This is a genomic window from Kordia sp. E (assembly GCF_056033805.1).
In genome coordinates, this window is record NZ_JBRASR010000002.1 from 365,503 (window position 1) to 384,758 (window position 19,256).

At 33.0% G+C, this 19,256-nt stretch carries 16 protein-coding genes; 10 read left to right on the top strand and 6 right to left on the bottom strand.

The genetic code is table 11. The annotated features are described in order from the left end of the window. The first annotated feature begins 41 nt into the window (after positions 1 to 41). A complete protein-coding gene (locus tag ACUUYC_RS04550) occupies positions 42 to 1,103 on the top strand; it encodes a glycosyltransferase (protein WP_474264286.1) in 1,062 nt (353 codons plus the stop codon). Here the strand turns inward: ACUUYC_RS04550 and ACUUYC_RS04555 are convergent. Together ACUUYC_RS04555 and ACUUYC_RS04560 are read right to left on the bottom strand one after the other, a co-directional pair. After that, the gene (locus ACUUYC_RS04555; protein WP_474264287.1) at positions 1,077 to 2,120 is read right to left on the bottom strand and encodes a sensor histidine kinase; all 1,044 of its coding nucleotides are present in this window, start codon (positions 2,118 to 2,120) and stop codon (positions 1,077 to 1,079) included. The two genes, ACUUYC_RS04550 and ACUUYC_RS04555, sit on opposite strands and share 27 nt — an antisense overlap. A gap of 3 nt (positions 2,121 to 2,123) precedes the next feature. Then, a complete protein-coding gene (locus ACUUYC_RS04560) occupies positions 2,124 to 2,807 on the bottom strand; it encodes a response regulator transcription factor (RefSeq protein ID WP_474264288.1) in 684 nt (227 codons plus the stop codon). A 222-nt stretch (positions 2,808 to 3,029) separates the two neighbouring features. On the opposite strand from ACUUYC_RS04560, the gene ACUUYC_RS04565 reads away from it, so the two are divergent. The 5 genes from ACUUYC_RS04565 to ACUUYC_RS04585 all read left to right on the top strand — a co-directional run bounded on the left by ACUUYC_RS04565 (position 3,030) and on the right by ACUUYC_RS04585 (position 10,850). Continuing rightward, positions 3,030 to 5,867 (top strand): TonB-dependent receptor, encoded by a 2,838-nt coding sequence (locus ACUUYC_RS04565; protein WP_474264289.1) that lies wholly within the window; start codon positions 3,030 to 3,032, stop codon positions 5,865 to 5,867. Positions 5,868 to 5,905: 38 nt separating this feature from the next. Continuing rightward, on the top strand, positions 5,906 to 7,102 hold the full coding sequence (locus ACUUYC_RS04570) for a multidrug transporter (protein WP_474264290.1): 1,197 nt from the start codon (positions 5,906 to 5,908) through the stop codon (positions 7,100 to 7,102). Positions 7,103 to 7,291: 189 nt separating this feature from the next. Continuing rightward, a complete protein-coding gene (locus tag ACUUYC_RS04575) occupies positions 7,292 to 9,118 on the top strand; it encodes a T9SS type A sorting domain-containing protein (protein ID WP_474264291.1) in 1,827 nt (608 codons plus the stop codon). Between the two features lie 103 nt (positions 9,119 to 9,221). Continuing rightward, positions 9,222 to 9,818 (top strand): hypothetical protein, encoded by a 597-nt coding sequence (locus tag ACUUYC_RS04580; protein ID WP_474264292.1) that lies wholly within the window; start codon positions 9,222 to 9,224, stop codon positions 9,816 to 9,818. Positions 9,819 to 9,872: 54 nt separating this feature from the next. Then, on the top strand, positions 9,873 to 10,850 hold the full coding sequence (locus tag ACUUYC_RS04585; protein WP_474264293.1) for a LuxE/PaaK family acyltransferase: 978 nt from the start codon (positions 9,873 to 9,875) through the stop codon (positions 10,848 to 10,850). Between the two features lie 205 nt (positions 10,851 to 11,055). On the opposite strand, the gene tyrS is transcribed toward ACUUYC_RS04585, so the two are convergent. Beyond that, positions 11,056 to 12,354 (bottom strand): tyrosine--tRNA ligase, encoded by a 1,299-nt coding sequence (gene tyrS, locus ACUUYC_RS04590; protein WP_474264294.1) that lies wholly within the window; start codon positions 12,352 to 12,354, stop codon positions 11,056 to 11,058. A 66-nt stretch (positions 12,355 to 12,420) separates the two neighbouring features. On the opposite strand from tyrS, the gene ACUUYC_RS04595 reads away from it, so the two are divergent. Further along, positions 12,421 to 13,425 carry an NAD-dependent epimerase/dehydratase family protein gene (locus ACUUYC_RS04595; protein WP_474264295.1) on the top strand — a complete coding sequence of 335 codons (1,005 nt, stop codon included), beginning with the start codon at positions 12,421 to 12,423 and terminating at the stop codon, positions 13,423 to 13,425. Positions 13,426 to 13,477: 52 nt separating this feature from the next. Further along, positions 13,478 to 15,115, top strand: a complete 1,638-nt coding sequence (locus ACUUYC_RS04600; protein WP_474264296.1) for a MutS-related protein — start codon at positions 13,478 to 13,480, stop codon at positions 15,113 to 15,115. Positions 15,116 to 15,127: 12 nt separating this feature from the next. Here the strand turns inward: ACUUYC_RS04600 and ACUUYC_RS04605 are convergent, their stop codons facing one another. The 3 genes from ACUUYC_RS04605 to ACUUYC_RS04615 are packed head-to-tail and all read right to left on the bottom strand — an operon-like array spanning position 15,128 to position 17,647. Further along, entirely contained in the window at positions 15,128 to 15,583 is a 456-nt protein-coding gene (locus tag ACUUYC_RS04605; RefSeq protein WP_474264297.1) for a DUF4296 domain-containing protein, read from the bottom strand. After that, entirely contained in the window at positions 15,583 to 16,917 is a 1,335-nt protein-coding gene (locus ACUUYC_RS04610; protein ID WP_474264298.1) for a dihydroorotase, read from the bottom strand. The genes ACUUYC_RS04605 and ACUUYC_RS04610 overlap by 1 nt, the downstream gene beginning before the upstream one ends. After that, the gene (locus tag ACUUYC_RS04615; protein ID WP_474264299.1) at positions 16,910 to 17,647 is read right to left on the bottom strand and encodes a polyprenol monophosphomannose synthase; all 738 of its coding nucleotides are present in this window, start codon (positions 17,645 to 17,647) and stop codon (positions 16,910 to 16,912) included. Before ACUUYC_RS04615 ends, ACUUYC_RS04610 begins: the two co-directional genes overlap by 8 nt. Positions 17,648 to 17,757: 110 nt before the next feature. Here ACUUYC_RS04615 and ACUUYC_RS04620 point away from each other — a divergent pair, with 110 nt between their 5' ends. Then, positions 17,758 to 18,414 carry a DUF4271 domain-containing protein gene (locus tag ACUUYC_RS04620; protein ID WP_474264300.1) on the top strand — a complete coding sequence of 219 codons (657 nt, stop codon included), beginning with the start codon at positions 17,758 to 17,760 and terminating at the stop codon, positions 18,412 to 18,414. A 26-nt stretch (positions 18,415 to 18,440) separates the two neighbouring features. After that, positions 18,441 to 19,187, top strand: a complete 747-nt coding sequence (locus ACUUYC_RS04625; RefSeq protein WP_474264301.1) for a uroporphyrinogen-III synthase — start codon at positions 18,441 to 18,443, stop codon at positions 19,185 to 19,187. The last annotated feature ends 69 nt before the right edge of the window (positions 19,188 to 19,256 follow it).

Here is a 19,256-nt window from a genome sequence, read left to right on the forward strand (position 1 = left end):
GGAAATCTTGCAGACCTTCTAATATTCTTATCTTTGATTTTATGAAGAATTCCAAAACTATTCTTGTAGCGCCATTAAATTGGGGTTTAGGACACGCTACACGATGCATTCCTATCATTCGTGCGTTGCTTGCACATAATTTTACACCTGTACTCGCTTCCGATGGAATTGCACTGCAATTGTTACAGAAAGAATTTCCTGATTTAGAAACAATCACATTACCCGATTACAAGATTGAATATGCTAAAAAAGGAAAGAATTTTAAGTTGAAAATGCTAAAAGATTCTCCTAAAATGCTAAAAGCGATTTCAAAAGAGAAGAAGATTATAAAAAAGTTAATGAAAGAGCGCGATTTTTGCGGAATCATTTCAGATAATCGTTTAGGTGTCTACAGCAAAAAAGTGCCTTCTGTTTTTATTACGCATCAGCTAAATGTATTGAGCGGAAAAACAACATGGTTTAGCAGCAAAATTCATCAATTAATTATAAAGAAATTTAATGAATGTTGGGTTCCTGACGTTGAAGGAAAACCAAATCTTTCAGGGAAATTAGGACATGTTAAAAACGATTCTTTATCCTTAAAATATATTGGTCCATTAAGTCGTTTGCATCCGCAAGAATCACCAATTGCATATGATTTAATGGTGATTTTATCAGGTCCAGAGCCACAACGCACCATGCTAGAAAATAAATTGTTTGAAGAAGTGAAACTTTTTAACGGCAACGTAATTTTTGTTCGTGGAAAGATTGAAGCCAAACAAGAAAGTTTTCAATTTTTGAATTGTGAAGTACATAATTTTATGCAAAGTGAACAACTCGAAAAAGCATTTAACGAAAGTGCAATTGTATTAAGCAGATCAGGATATACAACTGTAATGGATTTGGCAAAACTTGGAAAGAAAGCCTTTTTTATTCCAACACCAGGACAATTTGAACAAGAATATTTAGCGGAGCGTTTACAAAAACAACAATTGGTCCCAACTGCCACACAAGATGATTTTTCTATTGATCAACTAGCGAGTGTAGCAGATTTTAAAGGGCTGAGTAGTTTTAATTATGAAGAAAATTATGAAAGTTTATTCCAACTTTTCCAAGGTAAATGAAAACTCTGAACCAACATCGTATTCACTTTCTACATATATTTTTTCGTTGTGAGCTTCAATAATATGCTTTACGATAGAAAGCCCTAAACCAGAACCGCCTTCTCTACGCGAGCCGCTTTTATCAACACGATAAAAACGTTCAAACAATCGCGGTATGTTTTCTTGTTCTATTCCTTCTCCATTGTCCGTAACACGCACAATAACTTTGTTACGAATAAGATTTTCAATACTGATTTCAGTAGTTCCGTTTTCACGACCGTATTTGATGGAGTTTACAACAAGGTTCGTCAATACTTGCTGAATACGTTCTTTATCGGCAGAAACCATAATTGGGTTTGCATAATTCATATCAAACGCTAATGAAATTTGCTTTTTGGCTGCTTTCATTTCTAATAAGTCAAATACACTTTGTACCAATTCAATAATATCAAATTCTTCCGCATCAAGATTCAAATCTCCAGTTTCAAGCTTGGTAATCATATCTAAATCTTTCACAATATAGATTAATCGCTCTACACCTTTTTCAGCACGATTTAGATATTTTTTACGAATGTTTTTATCATCCATTGCACCATCAAGCAATGTTAATATATAGCCTTGTACGGTAAATAATGGTGTTTTTAATTCATGAGAAACGTTTCCAATAAACTCTTTCCTGTAGTTTTCTCGAATTTTTAAGGTTTCTATTTCGAGTTTCTTATTCGTAGCAAATTTTTCAATTTCTTTCGTCAACGTTTCCATATCTGTGGTGATTGGATAGTTTTGGAAATCACTCACATCTAATAATGTTACATCATCATAAATTCGTTTTACACGCCTGTAAATAAAACGCTCTACTCTAAATTGAATGATAAAAAAGCAAAACGCGAAACATATACTCATAAATATGATTGGCATTGCAAAATGAAAAACACCGAAACCATAGAGTAACGCAACAACTACAGTTGTTACGAATAAGGTAATATATAAAGAAGATCGTAAGGCAAACTTATAGGATCTTTTTAGTTTTCTAGCCATCTATTATTCTACGTATTTGTAGCCTACTCCTTTTACAGTTTTGAAATGATTTTCGCCAATCTTTTCTCTTAATTTACGAATGTGAACATCAATGGTTCGTCCACCAACAATCACTTCATTTCCCCATACTTTATCTAGTATTTCTTCTCGTTTGAATACTTTTCCTGGTCGTGAAGCTAATAATGATAAAAGTTCAAACTCTTTTCTTGGTAAGATGATTTCTGTACCATCTTTTACAATTTTGTATTCCTCTCTATTGATGACAATATTACCAACAGTGAAAATTTGAGCATTTTCTTCGTCTTTTTTAAGTCTACGTAATAATGCCTTTACTTTACTCACCAATACTTTTGGTTTGATAGGCTTTGTGATGTAATCATCCGCGCCAGCATCAAACCCAGCTACTTGTGAATAATCTTCTCCGCGTGCTGTTAAAAATGTAATTATTGTATTTGTAAGATTCGTATCTTTTCTAATGTTTTCACAAGCTTCGATTCCGTCCATTTCTGGCATCATTACATCCATAATGATTAAATGAGGTTTTACTTTTTTTGCTTTCGAAATTGCTTCCACACCATTAGTTGCTGTTGAGATTTGATATCCTTCTGATGATAAATTGTATCCTACAATTTCGAGTATATCTGGTTCATCATCAACCAATAATATTTTAATATCCTTTTTTTTCATTTGTGTGTTGTTTAGATTTAAGCAGTTGATTTTGTTTACATTAAACAATAATAACTGTTTTTTTACCTCTTCAAAAGTAAAGATAAAATTAAAATTTGAAAGCAGTTAACAGTCTTTTAATATGATAACAATAAGCTAACATACATATTACAAAGTTTTAACCTGCAAGTAACACCATCTTTACATACCTCGCATTTCTTTGCCTGAGAAATAAAAACCTAGATGACACAAAAAATTACATTTACGATTCTCCTATTAATTACTTGCTTTTTAGGGTATGCACAAAACGGAACTATTGCCGGAAAAGTGCAAGATAAAGAAGTTAATAATGATCCTTTACCGTTTGCTAATATTTCTATTAAAGGAACCACCAAAGGAACAACTTCTGATTTTGACGGTTTATACCAAATTCAAAATGTAGAACCGGGAACATATACATTGGTATTTAGTTTTGTTGGATACGAAACAACAGAAGTTCCGAATGTGGTGGTAAATCCAGGGAAAATTACAACAGTTGACATTATTTTAAGTGCAAATGCTGCAAGCTTAGATGCTGTTGTCATTAAAGCAACAACTCGTAAAGTGTCAGAAGCTGCTTTGTTATTAGAACAAAAGAAAGCTGTTGACATTAAACAAAGTATTGGTGCTGAGGAATTGGCTAGAAAAGGAGTAAGTGATGCTGCTGGTGCGGTAACTAAAATTTCTGGAGTTTCTAAGCAAGAGGGTTCAAGTAACGTATATGTACGTGGATTGGGTGATCGTTACTTAAATACAACTTTTAACGGATTGCCATTACCTGCAAACGATATCAACAAAAAGAACATTGAATTAAGTTTATTTGCTTCTGATGTTATTGAGAACGTTTCTATTAGTAAAGCATTCTCTTCTAAACAATACGGAGATTTTGCTGCTGGTAATGTAAATATTGACTCGAAAGATTTTAAAGGAAAAACATATTTAGATGCTTTCGTTGGAACAAGTGTAAATACTAATGCTATCGGAGAAAACTTTGTCGTAAGTGAAGGTTCTGGATTCTTTGGAGATTATGCTCGTCATAACCAAAATCCTTTTGCTGTCGTTTTATCGCATGGAGTTGATCCAGAAGATGTAAGTACTCCAATTAATATAGCTTTTGGAATTTCTGGAGGAAAATCATTCAATTTTGAAAATGGTTCTCGTTTAAGTGTATTTGGAACAGTTTCTTTTGAGAATGGATACGAATACAGAAGAGGTGAAGCAACCGACTTTACTACTGTTGAAAAGAAAGCTTTCCAAGATGCAGAAGAATTTGAGTACAGTACTACTACAACTGCTATGGGATCTCTTAATTATAAAATTGATGACAATAACAAAATAAAATTTAATTCTTTATTCATTAATAGTTCTACAAATGAAGTTGGATACTTTGGTATTGATGGAAAAGGTAGAAATAGAGATGCCATTTTAAATACTGATGAAGGTTTTTATCAAATGAATGCACAATTTGATCAAAATCAAGTTTATGTAAATCAATTAATTGGTAATCATAAATCTGGTAAATTTGAATTGGATTGGGCAGCAGGTTACAACGTAGTATATGCGAAGCAGCCAGACAGAAAGCGTATTAGTATTGAAAACTATCAATTTGCTTTAGATAATGATCCTACGACAAATCCAACATTTTTCAGCAATGTAGATTATGACAATCAACGTTATTTCCAAGATATTGATGATACGGAATTTAATGGTCGTTTAAACTTAACATACGAAGCTAATGAAAACTTCAAATTAAATTTCGGTTACAACGCAAGAAGTAAAGAACGTAATTTTGAAAACATTCGTTACGGATATGACATCATCGATTCAGATTATGCAATTACTGATGTAAATGGCTTAAATAGTGTATTTACGCCTGCAAACTTAAATTTAACTTCTGGTGGAATTTACGAAATCAAAGTCATCAATACATTTCCTGGGTTGACTAACACAAACAGACCTGGATCTGCCGAAAACACATACAAAGGAAACTTAGACTTATTTGCTGGTTATGCAGATGCTGAAATCAAAACTGGAAAATGGTTAATCGTTCCTGGAGTTAGAATTGAATCATTCGATCAAAGTATTGACTATGATGTAATCAACTTAGGAAACAACGGAAATGCTACTGCAAGTGCTTATGAAAACTTCGTATTACCAAGTTTAAATGTAAGATACGCATTAACAGAAGAGCAAAACTTACGTTTCTCTGCAAGTAGAACAGTTTCATTACCTGAATTTAAAGAAACTGCTCCTTTTGTATACATTGATGTAACCAACAGAATTGGTGGTAACCCTGATTTATTAGGATCAAGTAATCCTGATTTCATCAACGTAAGTGATGTATCATACTCTAACGTAATCAACCTTGATTTAAAATATGAGTGGTTTTTCGGTAAAGGAGAAATTTTCTCTGTATCTGGTTTCGCGAAGCAAATTTCAGATCCTGTAAACCGAGTAGTTGCTTTTGATGCTACAGGAACACAACGTTACTTTAGAACAGGTGAAGAAGCAAGAGTATTTGGAGTTGAAGTAGAGTTTAGAAAAAACTTATTACAAAACGAGGACGAAGAAACATTACTTTCTGCTGGGTTAAACACTACATTAATGCACACAGAACAAGATTTATTTGATGTAATTCAAGGAACATACAGTGTAAACTTCAGAAACGATAAAGAAGAATTACAAGGAGCATCTCCAATTATTGTAAATGCTGATGTAAGCTACTCTCCTACATTTGGAAGCTACAAACCAACAGGAAACTTAGTATTCTCGTACTTCTCAGATAGAATCGATGCTTTAGGATCTGGTCAATTAGGAAACATTATCGAAAAAGCTGTTCCAACATTAGACTTCATCTTAAAGAATAAAATTACAGACAAATTTGAAGTAAACTTCAGCATAAAAAATCTTTTAAACCCGGACATCAAATTTGTTCGTGAAACAAGTAGTGGAGATGTTTTAGTAACGTCTACCAACGGGAAAGGTGTTTCTGGATTTGACAGAGGAAGAAATATCGGATTACAACTAAAATATAAATTTTAACAAACACAATTAAGAAATACAATTAAAACAAAAACACAATGAAAAATCGCTTAATATTTGGACTTGCACTTTTAGGAGCTTTAGCTTTAACTTCATGTGCAACAGATGACACTGCTGACATCAACATTACTGATAACAGTGTTACAAACAACACAACAACTGGAGGAGGAAGTACAGATGGTCAAACTATCTTTTTATCAGGAACATATACTGAAGATTTAACATTAGACGCTAACAACAACTATGTTATAAATGGATCATTAATCATGGAGTCAGGAACTACATTAACAATTCCTCCATGTATGACAATTGAAGCATTAGCAGCCGGATCTGATGTATATATAGCTATCGCTCAAGGAGCTAAAATTGACGCACAAGGAACCGCTGACTGTCCTATTGTATTTACTTCAAACGCTTCTGCACCAGCTGCTGGAGATTGGGGAGGATTAATTATCTTAGGTAGTGCACCTATCAACTCTGTTGCTGGAAATGCTACTGCAACTTCAGAAATTGCTAGTTTACCTTACGGTGGAACAACTGCTGATGATAACTCAGGAATCTTACGTTATGTTCGTGTTCAGTACTCAGGAGGATCTGCTGACGGACAATCAGAAAACAACGGTGTTTCTTTCTACGGTGTTGGAAACGCAACTACAGTTGAATACGTTCAAGTATTTGAAGGAAAAGATGATGGATTTGAATTCTTTGGTGGAACAGTAAATGCTGATTACATTTCTGTTGTAAATGCACAAGATGATTCTATCGACTGGACAGAAGGATACACTGGAACAATCACAAATGCTTACGTAAAGCACGGAGCTGATCATGATAAAGGAATTGAAGCTGATGGTTTTAACACTGATATCGGAAACAACTCAAGCCCTATCTATTTCTCTGCTCCAACAGTAAACAATCTTACAATTGTAGGTTTAGGTTCAGGGACAAGTAGCGAAGCAATTCGTTTAAGAGCTGGAACTAGAGCTACTTTCACAAACGTTTCTTTAGAAGGATACGGAGAAGGTTTTGACTTAGATGGAAATGCAACTGATAGCCCAACAGGAGCTGGAGTTACAGCAGGAGAAACTACTGTAACTAATATCTTATTCACAGACATCACTTTAAAAGTAAAAAATGATACAGGAGTAACGTTTGCAGATGCTGACTGGATTTCTGGTGACGGAAACGGAACTGGAACTGACTATGCAACTTGGGGAGCAGGTTGGACAGTACAGTAACCTATGAATCTAAAAAAACAAAAAATATAAAAAACGCCTTCTCATCGAAGGTGTTTTTTACATTTACACATTAACACTTTTGTTATCAAATGGTTAAAACAACGTACAAATACGTAAGTCTACTTCTATAATCCATGTACTTTTGTATATTTGTACCATATATTATTATAAATAGTTAAAATACAACGTATGATTAAAAATTACTTACTATTAGTTGCTTTGTTAATATCTACTGTTTCTTTCGGTCAGGTATTAGTTGAAGACTTTGATTATGGAATGACAGGTGGAGATTTAACTACAGCAAGTAGTGGAGCATGGGTTCAGCACTCAGGTTCTTCAGGACCAGTTGCTTATGTTGCAGCTCCTTCTAGCTTAACGATGACTGGTTACCCTTCATCAGGAATTGGTGGACATGCAACTTTTTCAGGAACATCACAAGATGTAAATAGAGCTTTTACAGCAGTTTCATCAGGAACTGTGTACGGAAGTGCCTTAGTAAACTTAAGCGCTGTTGGAAGTGGAAATTACTTCATGCACTTTAACTCAGGTGGATTTAGAGCACGAGTTGGAGCACAAGATGATGGAAATGGAGATATCCTTTTTGGAATTGGAGCAAGTAGCTCTACATTAACATACGGAACTACTCCATACAGTTTAAACACAACATACTTATTAGTTTTCTCTTACGAGATTGCTACAGGAGTTTGTAACTTACATGTATTATCTGCTGTAACACCTACAGAGCCTGCAATGCCAGAAGCTACGAATACAGGAAGTACAGGTACTTCAATTTCTGCAATTGCTTTTCGTCAATCAAGTAATATCCCTGCTGTAGCTGTTGATGGTGTTCGTGTTGCTACTACATGGAACGAAATTATGAATAACTCTACAGTACCTTCTTTAAGTATTGTAACTCCTGCTGACAACAGTACATTTGCTCCAGGAACTTCAAGTGTAGATGTTACCTTTACAACACAAAACATTGACTTAATGACTGCTGGAAACCAAGTGAACATTACAGTTGGAGCAAATCCAACAGATGCTGACGTTTCTAGTCCATACGCAATTCCAACAGTAGATGGTGGAATGTACGCTGTAACTGTTGAATTACTTGAAAACAATATGGTAATTGATACGAAAATGGTTTCTTTCTCTGTTGATAGTGAAACGCAAGTAGCAACTATCACTGATTTACGTGCTGGAACTGTTGGTGGATTTTACGAACTAACAGGTGAAGCATTAATTTCTTATATCGTAACTGAAGGAACAAGAAATCAAAAATATATCCAAGATGCTAATGCTGGAATCTTAATTGATGATACAGCTGGAATTTTAAGTGCTCCTTTAAATATTGGAGACGGAATTATCGGATTAAAAGGTCAATTATCTCAATTTGGTGGTGTACTTCAATTTGTACCAACTGAAAACGTACCTGGAGCATCTTCTAACGGAAATACAATTACACCTATTGACGTAACTGTTACTGAATTATTAGCGAATGGAGAAACATATGAAAGTAGACTAATTAGATTGTTAGACGTAGCTTTTGATCCTATGGATGTTGGTGGAATGTTCGCTGACAACTCTAACTATGACGTAAATGCAGTTGGCGGAACAGACATGACTGTTTGTAGAGTTTCTTTTGGTGATGAAGACATCATCGGAACTGTAATTCCTACAACGAATACTAATATTATTGGTTTAGGTGGAGAGTTCAACGGAACGCGCCAAGTATTACCTAGATATGCTAGTGACATAGAAGCTTCTTTAAGTACAGAAGAATTTGGTACAACTGCTTTTAGCATGTATCCAAATCCTACAAACGGAAATACGGTAACTATTTCTTCTGCTTCAAACAGCATAAAAGAAGTAAAAGTATACAGCATTATCGGTAAGCAAGTAATCAATACTAGAATTACAAACACATTAAATGTTTCTGCTTTACAATCAGGAATTTATGTAGTTCAAATTACAGAAAATGGTAAATCTGCTACTAAGAAATTAGTGATCAAGTAATTTTACCAAACACATATAACATACAAAAAAGCATCTTGAAATTTCAAGATGCTTTTTTACTTTAGCGAAACTTATATATACAATTTAAAAAACCTACAGATAAATGCTAGACTCTGGAAGCACGATGGAAACAATTCAATTAATAATTGGAATCATCTTAATTGTTTCTGTCCACGTTATCATTATTCGGATAATTTTCAATAAAATCCGAACTTCCAATTTTACCGGAGATAATTTGAAGTTCGACAAGATTAGACCAATTTACATACAGCTCAAAAAAGGGCATGATCCAAAAGCAAATACGATTAAAAAATATGCAGAAAATTTAGAATACAGAACTTTGGTATACGACGTTCTAAAAAAATTCAATAAAACGAATTTATTCCCAAAAGCATTACTAACCGTAGAGAAATCGTCAGAAAGTTATCTAGCAAATTGGCTAAATATGAATGATGATTTTGATAGCTTCCCAAACGAACTAACATATAAAAACAAAATTGAACTAGAAAATGGAGTAACTTTTCTAATTTTTAAATTTAAAATTTACGAACCACATTTGTATGCAAATAAAGGTTGGATGATAGGCTATGTAGGATACAATACAACAAACGTTGATGCATATATGAAGCCTGATTTTATTTTGAGCAAATTTGAGAATGAACTCATTCCAAAAAATCAACTGGAAAAAATAGCACACTAAAAACTACACTATTTTCACCTTATTTTAAGTACTTTTGTCGTTTCAACCCAAGCAATGAATTCCAATACGATTTTCAATATTTCCAATGATGTCGATTTTGAAGCACTGACGTTTCAAGCGTTCAAGCATCAATTTGAAAATAATAGTACATATCGTTCTTTTTGCGACTTACTATACAAACATCCAAGTGATATAAAACGTATAGAAGACATTCCTTTTCTTCCGATAGAATTTTTCAAATCACACGAAATCGTTTCCAACAACAATTCCATTCAAGAAACGTTTACAAGTTCTGGAACTACAAGAAGTATTACAAGCAAGCATCATGTAACAGATATTTCAATCTATGAAGAAAGCTATCGCAAAGGATTTGAGCATTTCTATGGAAATATTGAAGACTATGTCATTTTAGCTTTATTACCTAATTATTTAGAGCGAACTGGTTCTTCATTAACGTACATGGTGAATGATCTTATAAAACGCAGCAATCAAGCTGAAAGCGGTTTTTATTTGCATGATTTAAAAGCACTCACAGAAAAACTCATCAAACTAGATAAAGAAGGTAAAAAAGTACTTTTAATTGGTGTTTCGTTTGCATTATTAGATTTGATTGAAACTGCTCAATTCAATCTAAAGAATACAATTATCATGGAAACTGGCGGCATGAAAGGTCGTCGAAAAGAAATGATTCGCACAGAATTACATCAACGACTCTTCGAAGGTTTTGACGTTGCCAAAATTCACTCCGAATATGGCATGACCGAATTACTTTCACAAGGATACTCAAAAGGCAACGGAATTTTTGAAACACCACCTTGGATGAAACTCTACACACGCGATCCTGAAGATGCGTTAACGCTTCAACCAAATGGAAAATCTGGAGGAATTAATGTAATTGATCTCGCAAATATAAACTCTTGTTCATTTATTGCTACGCAAGATTTAGGAAAAGTATATACTGATGGAACATTTGAAATTATTGGACGCTTTGATCATTCGGATATCAGAGGTTGTAATTTAATGGTTTTTTAATACTAACATTCTGAAAGGTTTACAAATAACTTTCGACCTAACTAAAGAGAAATTTCATCTCAAATAGTTTAGTTATTTAATAAATTCAAAAACCCTGAATGTTACTCCTACTACAGAGCATTCAGGGTTGTTTATTTTATGAGTTTTTTTCTCGATACAGTTTTTTTCCGTTTCACTACGAAAACCACTAGACAAGTCAAATAATCTACTTCACAATCAACAAGAAGTTTTTCTTCTTCCCACGTTGAATGGTTACAAACTTATCATTGATTAAATCATCTGTCGTTATTTTATAATCTTCTTTAACTTTCGTTTTATTGACAGCAACAGAGTTTTCTTTTAATGCTCTACGCGCATCTCCGTTTGAGTTTAAGAAATTTGTCTTTGCTGACAAAGCAGCAATCATATCCAAACCTTCCTCAATATCAGCTCTGTCAATTTCCGCTTGCGGAACACCTTCAAAAACATCTAACAACGTTTGTTCGTCTAATTGTTTAAAATCTTCCGTAGTTGATTTTCCAAATAGAATATTAGTAGCTTTCTGTGCGTTTTCTAAATCTTCTTTACTATGAACTAATGTCGTTACTTCTTCTGCCAAACGTTTCTGTAGCAAACGCATATGTGGCGCTTCTGTATGTTCAGCAATTAAACCATCAATGGTGGCTTTATCTAAAAATGTAAAGATTTTAATATACTTTTCAGCATCTTCATCCGAAGCATTTAACCAAAATTGGTAAAAACGGTATACTGAAGTTTTATCTGCATCTAACCAAATATTTCCGCCAGCTGTTTTTCCAAATTTAGAACCATCAGCTTTCGTAATTAACGGACAAGTCATTGCATATGCTTTAGAAGCTTCATCGTTCATTCTACGAACCAATTCCGTTCCTGTAGTAATATTTCCCCATTGATCAGATCCACCCATTTGTAGCAAACAGTTGTGTTCTTTGTGTAAATGGTAAAAATCGTATCCTTGAATCAGTTGGTATGTAAACTCTGTAAACGACATTCCAGCACCTTCACTAGTAACACGTTTCTTTACAGAATCTTTCGCCATCATATAGTTTACGGTAATTCGTTTTCCAACATCACGCGCAAAATCGATAAAAGAGAAATCTTTCATCCAATCGTAATTGTTTACTAAAATTGGCGCATTTTCATCAGTTGAATCAAAATCTAAAAAACGAGATAATACACGTTTGATTCCAGCAACATTTTTATTCAAAATATCTTCTGTCAATAAGTTACGCTCGTCTGATTTCCCTGAAGGATCTCCAATCATTCCTGTAGCGCCACCAACCAATGCAATTGGCTTATGTCCAGATTTATACAAATGCATCAACAAAATAATAGGAACCATACTTCCAATATGTAAAGAGTCCGATGTTGGATCAAATCCAATATAGGCAGTTGTCATTTCTTTATTCAATTGATCTTCTGTTCCTGGCATGATATCATGTATCATTCCTCTCCAACGTAATTCTTCTACTAAATTGCTGTTCATCTCTAAAATTCTTTTTAAGCTCCGCAAAGATATAAAAGTGAAAAGAAAAAAGTTTATTTTAGTAGCATGATATTAGTTACTGGTGCAACTGGATTAGTTGGCGCGCATTTATTGGCACATTTAGTGAAAAACAAAAAGCATGTAAAAGCAATTTATAGAACGCTTGACAAGCTTGACGCGGTTAAAAATGTTTTTTCTTATTATTTTGATGACCCAAGTACGTTTTTTGATCAAATTGAATGGTTTCAAGCGGATGTAACCGACATTCCTTCGCTGGAAGTTGTATTTCCTGATGTAACACATGTATATCATGCAGCAGCATTAATATCGTTTGATCCAAAAGATTTTGATACATTACGAAAAGTAAATATCGAAGGAACTGCCAATATTGTGAATTTATGTATCGCTCATGACGTAAAAAAACTCTGTTTTATAAGTTCAATTGCAGCTATTGGTGAAAATGAAAATTCTACAATTCCGATTACGGAAGAAACACATTGGAATCCTGAAATTGACAATAGTGTCTATGCAATTTCAAAATACGGTTCCGAAATGGAAGTTTGGCGTGGTTCGCAAGAAGGTTTGGATGTTGTTATTGTAAATCCTGCAATTATTTTAGGCGCTGGATTTTGGCGTTCAGGAAGTGGTTCTTTATTTAGAAAAATTGATAAAGGATTAAAATATTACACCAAAGGAATTTTGAGTTATGTTGATGTGCAAGACGTTGTTTTTGTAATGATGCAACTCATGGAAAGTGATATAAAAAATGAACGTTTTGTACTTGTTGCAGAAAATTGGACTCTAGAAAAATTTGTAACTACTACTGCAAAAGCGTTAAGCGTTGATCCACCAACAAAAGAAGCAGGTTCATTTTCATTAGCACTTGCTTGGCGAATAGATTGGTTGCGACAATTTCTCACAGGAAAACATCGTAAATTAACAAAGCAAATAGCAAAATCGATTCAGTCAAAATCGTTTTTTGAGAGTAGTAAAATTCAAAACACATTAAACTTCAAATTCAAACCGTTAGAAGAAACAATTACGCGTGTTGGCAAACGATATAAACAATAATTCATTGTTCCTCTTTTGTAACAAAAAATAGAAATATTATACTAATTATCTGATGATAAAAAATATACTATTTCAGATAAAATATATACTCTCTACAATAACTTTCAATCGAAAAAAAGCGACTCACAAAAGATTAAAAGAATCATTTGGTAAAACAAAAAATGACTCTTTTAGTTTTAATATGATAGAGCGTTATTTCAAAAATAAAGACAACTCGGAAGCATATCAAGTTTTATCAGACAAGACTTGCAATGATCTAGATTTTGATGAGTTGTATATGTTTTTAGATCGAACAAGTTCAAAAACTGGACAACAATATTTATATAATAAACTGCGAACTATTCAAAAAAATGAATCGCAAACCAAGTTAGATGAACGTATTATAACTCAATTATCAAAAGATCCTGAATTAAGAATTTCTCTTCAGAAAAATTTAGAAAAACTAGGACATAAAGATGCCTATTATATTACATCGTTGTTTCAAGAAGAACATCTAAGTCCTCCAAAATGGTTTTTTATCATTAAAATATTATCATTTACAAGCTTAGCATTGTTAATACTTTCATTTTTTAAACCGTTATTCTTTGGTGTCTTAATTGCGATTTTCTGTATCAATATTGTTATCCATTATTGGAATAAAAACAATCTAGTTCGGTATATAAACTCTATTCCACAGCTTTTAAAGCTTAACAGTGTAGCATCGCACCTATTTACAAATCCATTATTAAAAACGATAAATCCTGACTTACCAAAGTCAATTAAACTAATTAATGAAGTCAAAAATAAAATGTCATTTTTTCAGCTTGAAGCAAAACTTCAAGGAGAGTTTGAAATTTTAGCTTGGCTTATTTTTGAAATTTTCAAGACATTATTCCTATTAGAACCATTATTGCTATTTGGTATTTTAAAAAGATTAAATACTAAAAGAGAGGAAATAGAAAGCGTGTTTAAGTTTGTTGGACATACAGATATGCTGATTTCAATAGCTTCTTTAAGAGATGGACTTGATACGTTTTGCTTACCAACTATTACTAATTCTAATGAAATTTCTTCTACAGAAATTAGTCATCCTTTAATTTTCAATTGTACAACGAATAGTATTCAAATATCTAAAAAATCTATACTGCTTACTGGCTCTAACATGTCTGGAAAAACATCTTTTATCCGCGCTATTGGATTGAATGTAATTACAGGGTTGACAATTAACACTTGTTTTGCCAAGTCAATGACCTTCCCGTTACTTAAGATATTTTCTGCAATTCGGATAAGTGATGATTTAATGAACAATAAAAGTTATTACTTTGAAGAAGTATTAACTATAAAAGAAATGATTTCGGAAAGTAAAAACAATGAAAGAAACCTTTTCCTTTTAGATGAATTATTTAAAGGAACTAATACTGTAGAGCGCATTTCTGCTGGTAAAGCTGTCTTATCTTCTTTAGCAAAAAATAATAACATTATATTGGTATCTACGCATGATATCGAATTAACAGAGCTGCTTTCTAATGAATATGAATTATATCATTTTAGTGAAGTAATAAACGATAAAACCGTAGGCTTCGATTATAAACTAAAAGAGGGAAAACTAAAAAATAGAAACGCAATAAGAATACTTGAAATTAACGATTATCCAAAAGAAATTATTAACGAAGCAATAGAAATTTCAAAAGAATTAGACAATTCTAATTAAACAAACACAATACTATTTCTTTACTTGCTTAAATTTTGATTTCGGAATAGTATCGTTTAATTTTTTTTGCTTTGCGATCTCTTCTTTTTTTGCTTTTTGAAGTGAATCTCTTCGCTCCTGCTCTTTCTTCATTTCAGCTTCGACACCAGTACGTTCTTTTTTAAGTCGCGCATCTACAAGTGCGTAAATTTTATCATACTTTAATGGGTTTGTCGCGTAATAATTATTACTCATAGCAAACTGAGTACTATCTATATTGTGTTTTTTGTATAAATACGTATCAAAGTGTAAAAAACTAGCTTCCAGCCCTTTTTTATCAACACCTTTCATCGAGTTAATCACTGTTACATCATACAGAATGTCTGCCATTTTTTGTTTTGACAACAAGTCATCAGGCTTCGGCACTGCTTCTTCTTTACAAGAAACCATCCCTAATAATACGATTAAACACAAAATATATTTCTTCATTACCTGTTGAATTCTAATTGTTTTACATGACGCTTTTCTGAGATTTTCCCATCAGCATATGCTAAGTTTCCATTAACAAATGTATGTGTAATTACAGAATCAAACGTTGTTCCTTCAAATGGAGACCAACCACATTTATATAAAATATTGTCTTTGTTTACTTCCCATGATTTGTTCATATCTACCAACACCAAATCTGCATAAAAGCCTTCTTTTACAAAACCTCTATCCTTTACTTGAAATAAGCGCGCTGGATTATGACACATTTTTTGCACAATCTTCTCCAATGAAATTTTCCCTTGTTTATGTGCCTGAATCATAGCATTTAAACCATGTTGTACTAACGGTCCGCCAGAAGGAGCTTTCGTGTATACATTGCTTTTTTCTTCAATTGTATGTGGTGCATGATCTGTTGCAATCACGTCAATTCTATCATCTAATAATGCTTCCCACAATTGTGCTCTGTCTGAAGCTTTTTTTACCGCAGGATTCCACTTAATGTTCGTTCCTTTTTCAGCATAGTCTTCATCAGAAAACCACAAATGGTGAATACAAACTTCTGCAGTAATTTTCTTTTCTTCTAACGGAATAGAATTGTCAAACAATGCTGTTTCTTTCCCTGTTGATAAGTGAAAAACATGCAAACGTGCGCCTGTTTTCTTTGCTAACGCAATAGCTCGTGAAGACGATATATAACACGCTTCTTCACTTCGTATAATTGGGTGAAATTCCATTGGAATATCATCTCCGTATTTCTCTTTATATTCAGCTAAATTTTTTCTAATCGTCGCTTCATCTTCACAGTGTACAGAAATGACCATATCGGTACTTGAAAATATTTTTTCTAATACAGCTTCATCATCTACCAACATATTTCCTGTTGATGAACCTAAGAATAATTTTAATCCTGCAACTTGTGTTGTGTCAACTTTTAAGACTTCGTCTAAGTTATCGTTTGTTCCACCAAACATAAATGAATAGTTTGCAAATGCTGTTTCCGAAGCAATATCAAGCTTCTCCTGTAACTTTTCAATTGTTGTTGTTTGCGGATTTGTATTTGGCATTTCAATAAAAGAAGTAATTCCACCAGCAATTGCAGCTCTTGACTCAGTTTGAATATTTGCCTTATGCGTTAATCCTGGCTCTCTAAAATGCACTTGATCATCAATTACACCTGGAAAAACGTGCTTTCCTGTCGCATCAATTAATTCAGCATCAGCTGCAATAATATCAGTTCCAATTTTTGAAATTCGATCACCTTCAATTAAAATATCTGCCGTTTTAATTTCGGCTTCACTCACAATTTGTGCGTTTTTTAGGAGTATTTTATGCATTGCGTTTATGTTTTGTAAATAGACTTCTAATTTTCATTTTTATGATTCCAAAAATAGCTTCTGAAAATATGGAACTATCCATTTTTGAAGCTCCTTTGGTTCTGTCTGTAAAGATAACAGATACTTCTTTGATATTAAATCCTAATTTCCAAGCTTTAAATTTTAATTCAATTTGAAATGCATATCCGACAAAACGAATTGTATCTAACCCGATAGTTTCTAATACTTTTCTACGATAACAGATAAATCCTGCAGTTGTATCATGAATTGGAATTCCTGTGATGAAGCGCACATATTTTGAAGCAAAATACGACATCAATACACGATTCATTGGCCAATTGACCACATTTACACCTTTTACATACCGAGAACCAATAGCAACATCTGCGTTTTCTTCTTGGCAAGCCACTAACAAACGAACTAAATCTTCTGGATTGTGTGAAAAGTCAGCATCCATTTCAAAAATATATTCATACGTGCGTTCCAATGCCCAACGAAAACCGTGAATATAAGCTGTTCCCAAGCCTGTTTTGGATTCTCGTTTTTCTAGGAAAAGTTGTGTTGGGTATTTTTCTTGCAGTGCAACCACACGTTTGTGTGTTCCATCAGGAGAATTGTCGTCCACGATCAAAACATGAAACGCTTTGTCTTGAGCAAAAACTGCTTCAATAATCGCGTCTATATTTTCAATTTCGTTATACGTTGGTATGACAACAATTGCGTCTGACATTATCTAAAATTAGGCTAACAAAAGTAGTTAAATTATATGTTTAACGAAGAAATGTGAGGATTTGTGCTAAATTTTTATGTATTATTTAACATACTCCCTAATTTTACCGAATGTTTGAAAGTGTAGAAAGAGCTATTATTTCCAAGGATTGGCTTACGCTGTTATTTTTGGTTTCCTTCTGTTTACTAGTGTTGATTCGCTTTGTATTCAGAAAACAATTTTCGTTGTTCTTAGTTTTTCTATTCTCTAATAAGTATGAAAATCAATTTTTAACTAAGCAAGAAGGTATAATAAACTGGTTTAATTCGTTATTATTTTTGGTTCAAATCATTTCTTTTACCATTTTCATTTATGTTTCGGTTACCTTTTTCTATCCAACTTTAGTGACTTCACCATTCTTATTTGTGAAAATCATCACTTTTACAACCTTTTTTATCATTATAAAATATATTTTTGAAAAAATAATTGCAGTAATTTTAGACATGGAATTGTACGTGGATACATATAATTTTTACAAGTTAAATACTAGAAACTTATTTGGAATTATCCTGATCCCTATTAACTTACTCCTTGTTTACTGCATAAATGGGAATAAGATTGTATTTTTCTCAGTAATTTTTACATTTTTAGCATATAATCTCATTGGATTATTTTTTCTACTAAAGAATTATCAAAAATTGATAATCAGCAAGTTGTTTTATTTTATTTTGTATCTTTGCGCACTTGAAATTGCTCCTTATTTAGTTATCTATAAATTTTTTAATTAAGTAAAGTGATATTAAATACAAGGTTTATGAAAGTAAAAACTATTTTAGTTTCTCAACCGGAACCAAAAATTGAGAATTCACCTTATTCTAGGCTTATTGACAAGCAAAAGGTGAAAATTGATTTTAGGCCGTTTATACACGTTGAAGGTGTAGATGCAAGAGACGTAAGACATCAAAAGATTGACTTAACGCAGTTTACTGCAATCATCTTAACAAGCAGAAACGCTGTTGACCATTTCTTCAGAATAGCAGAAGAAATGCGCTTTAAGGTTCCTGACTCTATGAAATATTTCTGCCAATCAGAAGCAGTAGCTTATTACTTGCAGAAATATGTAGTATACAGAAAACGTAAAATTTACGTTGGTAAACGTACTTTCAAAGAATTACTACCATTAGTTAAGAAGTATAAGGATGAATCATTCTTATTACCTTCCTCTGACGCATTAAAACCTGCGGTTCCTGAAGCATTAAACTCTATTAATATCAAGTGGGAACGCGGTGTATTTTACAAAACTGTGGTAAGTGATTTATCAGATTTACGTAATGTGTATTATGACATTTTAGTGTTCTTTAGTCCTTCAGGAATTAAATCATTATTGGCTAATTTCCCAGACTTTGAACAAAATGACACACGTATTGCTGTATTTGGTAATTCTACCATTAAAGCAACTACAGAAGCAGGATTGAGAGTTGATATTAAAGCTCCAACTCCAGAAACTCCATCAATGACAATGGCATTAGCAAAATACATTGACGAAGTGAATAAGAAATAAATACTTTATATTTTTACAATACTAAAAAAGCCTGAATCGTTTGATTCAGGCTTTTTTTAGTTAATTAGA

Coding starts and splice junctions, on each gene's coding strand:
- ACUUYC_RS04585 (WP_474264293.1), top strand. CDS start 9,873: ATGAATTCCAATACGATTTTCAATATTTCCAATGATGTCGATTTTGAA.
- ACUUYC_RS04570 (WP_474264290.1), top strand. CDS start 5,906: ATGAAAAATCGCTTAATATTTGGACTTGCACTTTTAGGAGCTTTAGCT.
- ACUUYC_RS04620 (WP_474264300.1), top strand. CDS start 17,758: ATGTTTGAAAGTGTAGAAAGAGCTATTATTTCCAAGGATTGGCTTACG.
- ACUUYC_RS04625 (WP_474264301.1), top strand. CDS start 18,441: ATGAAAGTAAAAACTATTTTAGTTTCTCAACCGGAACCAAAAATTGAG.
- tyrS (WP_474264294.1), bottom strand. CDS start 12,354: ATGAACAGCAATTTAGTAGAAGAATTACGTTGGAGAGGAATGATACAT.
- ACUUYC_RS04600 (WP_474264296.1), top strand. CDS start 13,478: ATGATAAAAAATATACTATTTCAGATAAAATATATACTCTCTACAATA.
- ACUUYC_RS04610 (WP_474264298.1), bottom strand. CDS start 16,917: ATGCATAAAATACTCCTAAAAAACGCACAAATTGTGAGTGAAGCCGAA.
- ACUUYC_RS04615 (WP_474264299.1), bottom strand. CDS start 17,647: ATGTCAGACGCAATTGTTGTCATACCAACGTATAACGAAATTGAAAAT.
- ACUUYC_RS04550 (WP_474264286.1), top strand. CDS start 42: ATGAAGAATTCCAAAACTATTCTTGTAGCGCCATTAAATTGGGGTTTA.
- ACUUYC_RS04605 (WP_474264297.1), bottom strand. CDS start 15,583: ATGAAGAAATATATTTTGTGTTTAATCGTATTATTAGGGATGGTTTCT.
- ACUUYC_RS04565 (WP_474264289.1), top strand. CDS start 3,030: ATGACACAAAAAATTACATTTACGATTCTCCTATTAATTACTTGCTTT.
- ACUUYC_RS04575 (WP_474264291.1), top strand. CDS start 7,292: ATGATTAAAAATTACTTACTATTAGTTGCTTTGTTAATATCTACTGTT.
- ACUUYC_RS04595 (WP_474264295.1), top strand. CDS start 12,421: ATGATATTAGTTACTGGTGCAACTGGATTAGTTGGCGCGCATTTATTG.
- ACUUYC_RS04560 (WP_474264288.1), bottom strand. CDS start 2,807: ATGAAAAAAAAGGATATTAAAATATTATTGGTTGATGATGAACCAGAT.
- ACUUYC_RS04580 (WP_474264292.1), top strand. CDS start 9,222: ATGCTAGACTCTGGAAGCACGATGGAAACAATTCAATTAATAATTGGA.
- ACUUYC_RS04555 (WP_474264287.1), bottom strand. CDS start 2,120: ATGGCTAGAAAACTAAAAAGATCCTATAAGTTTGCCTTACGATCTTCT.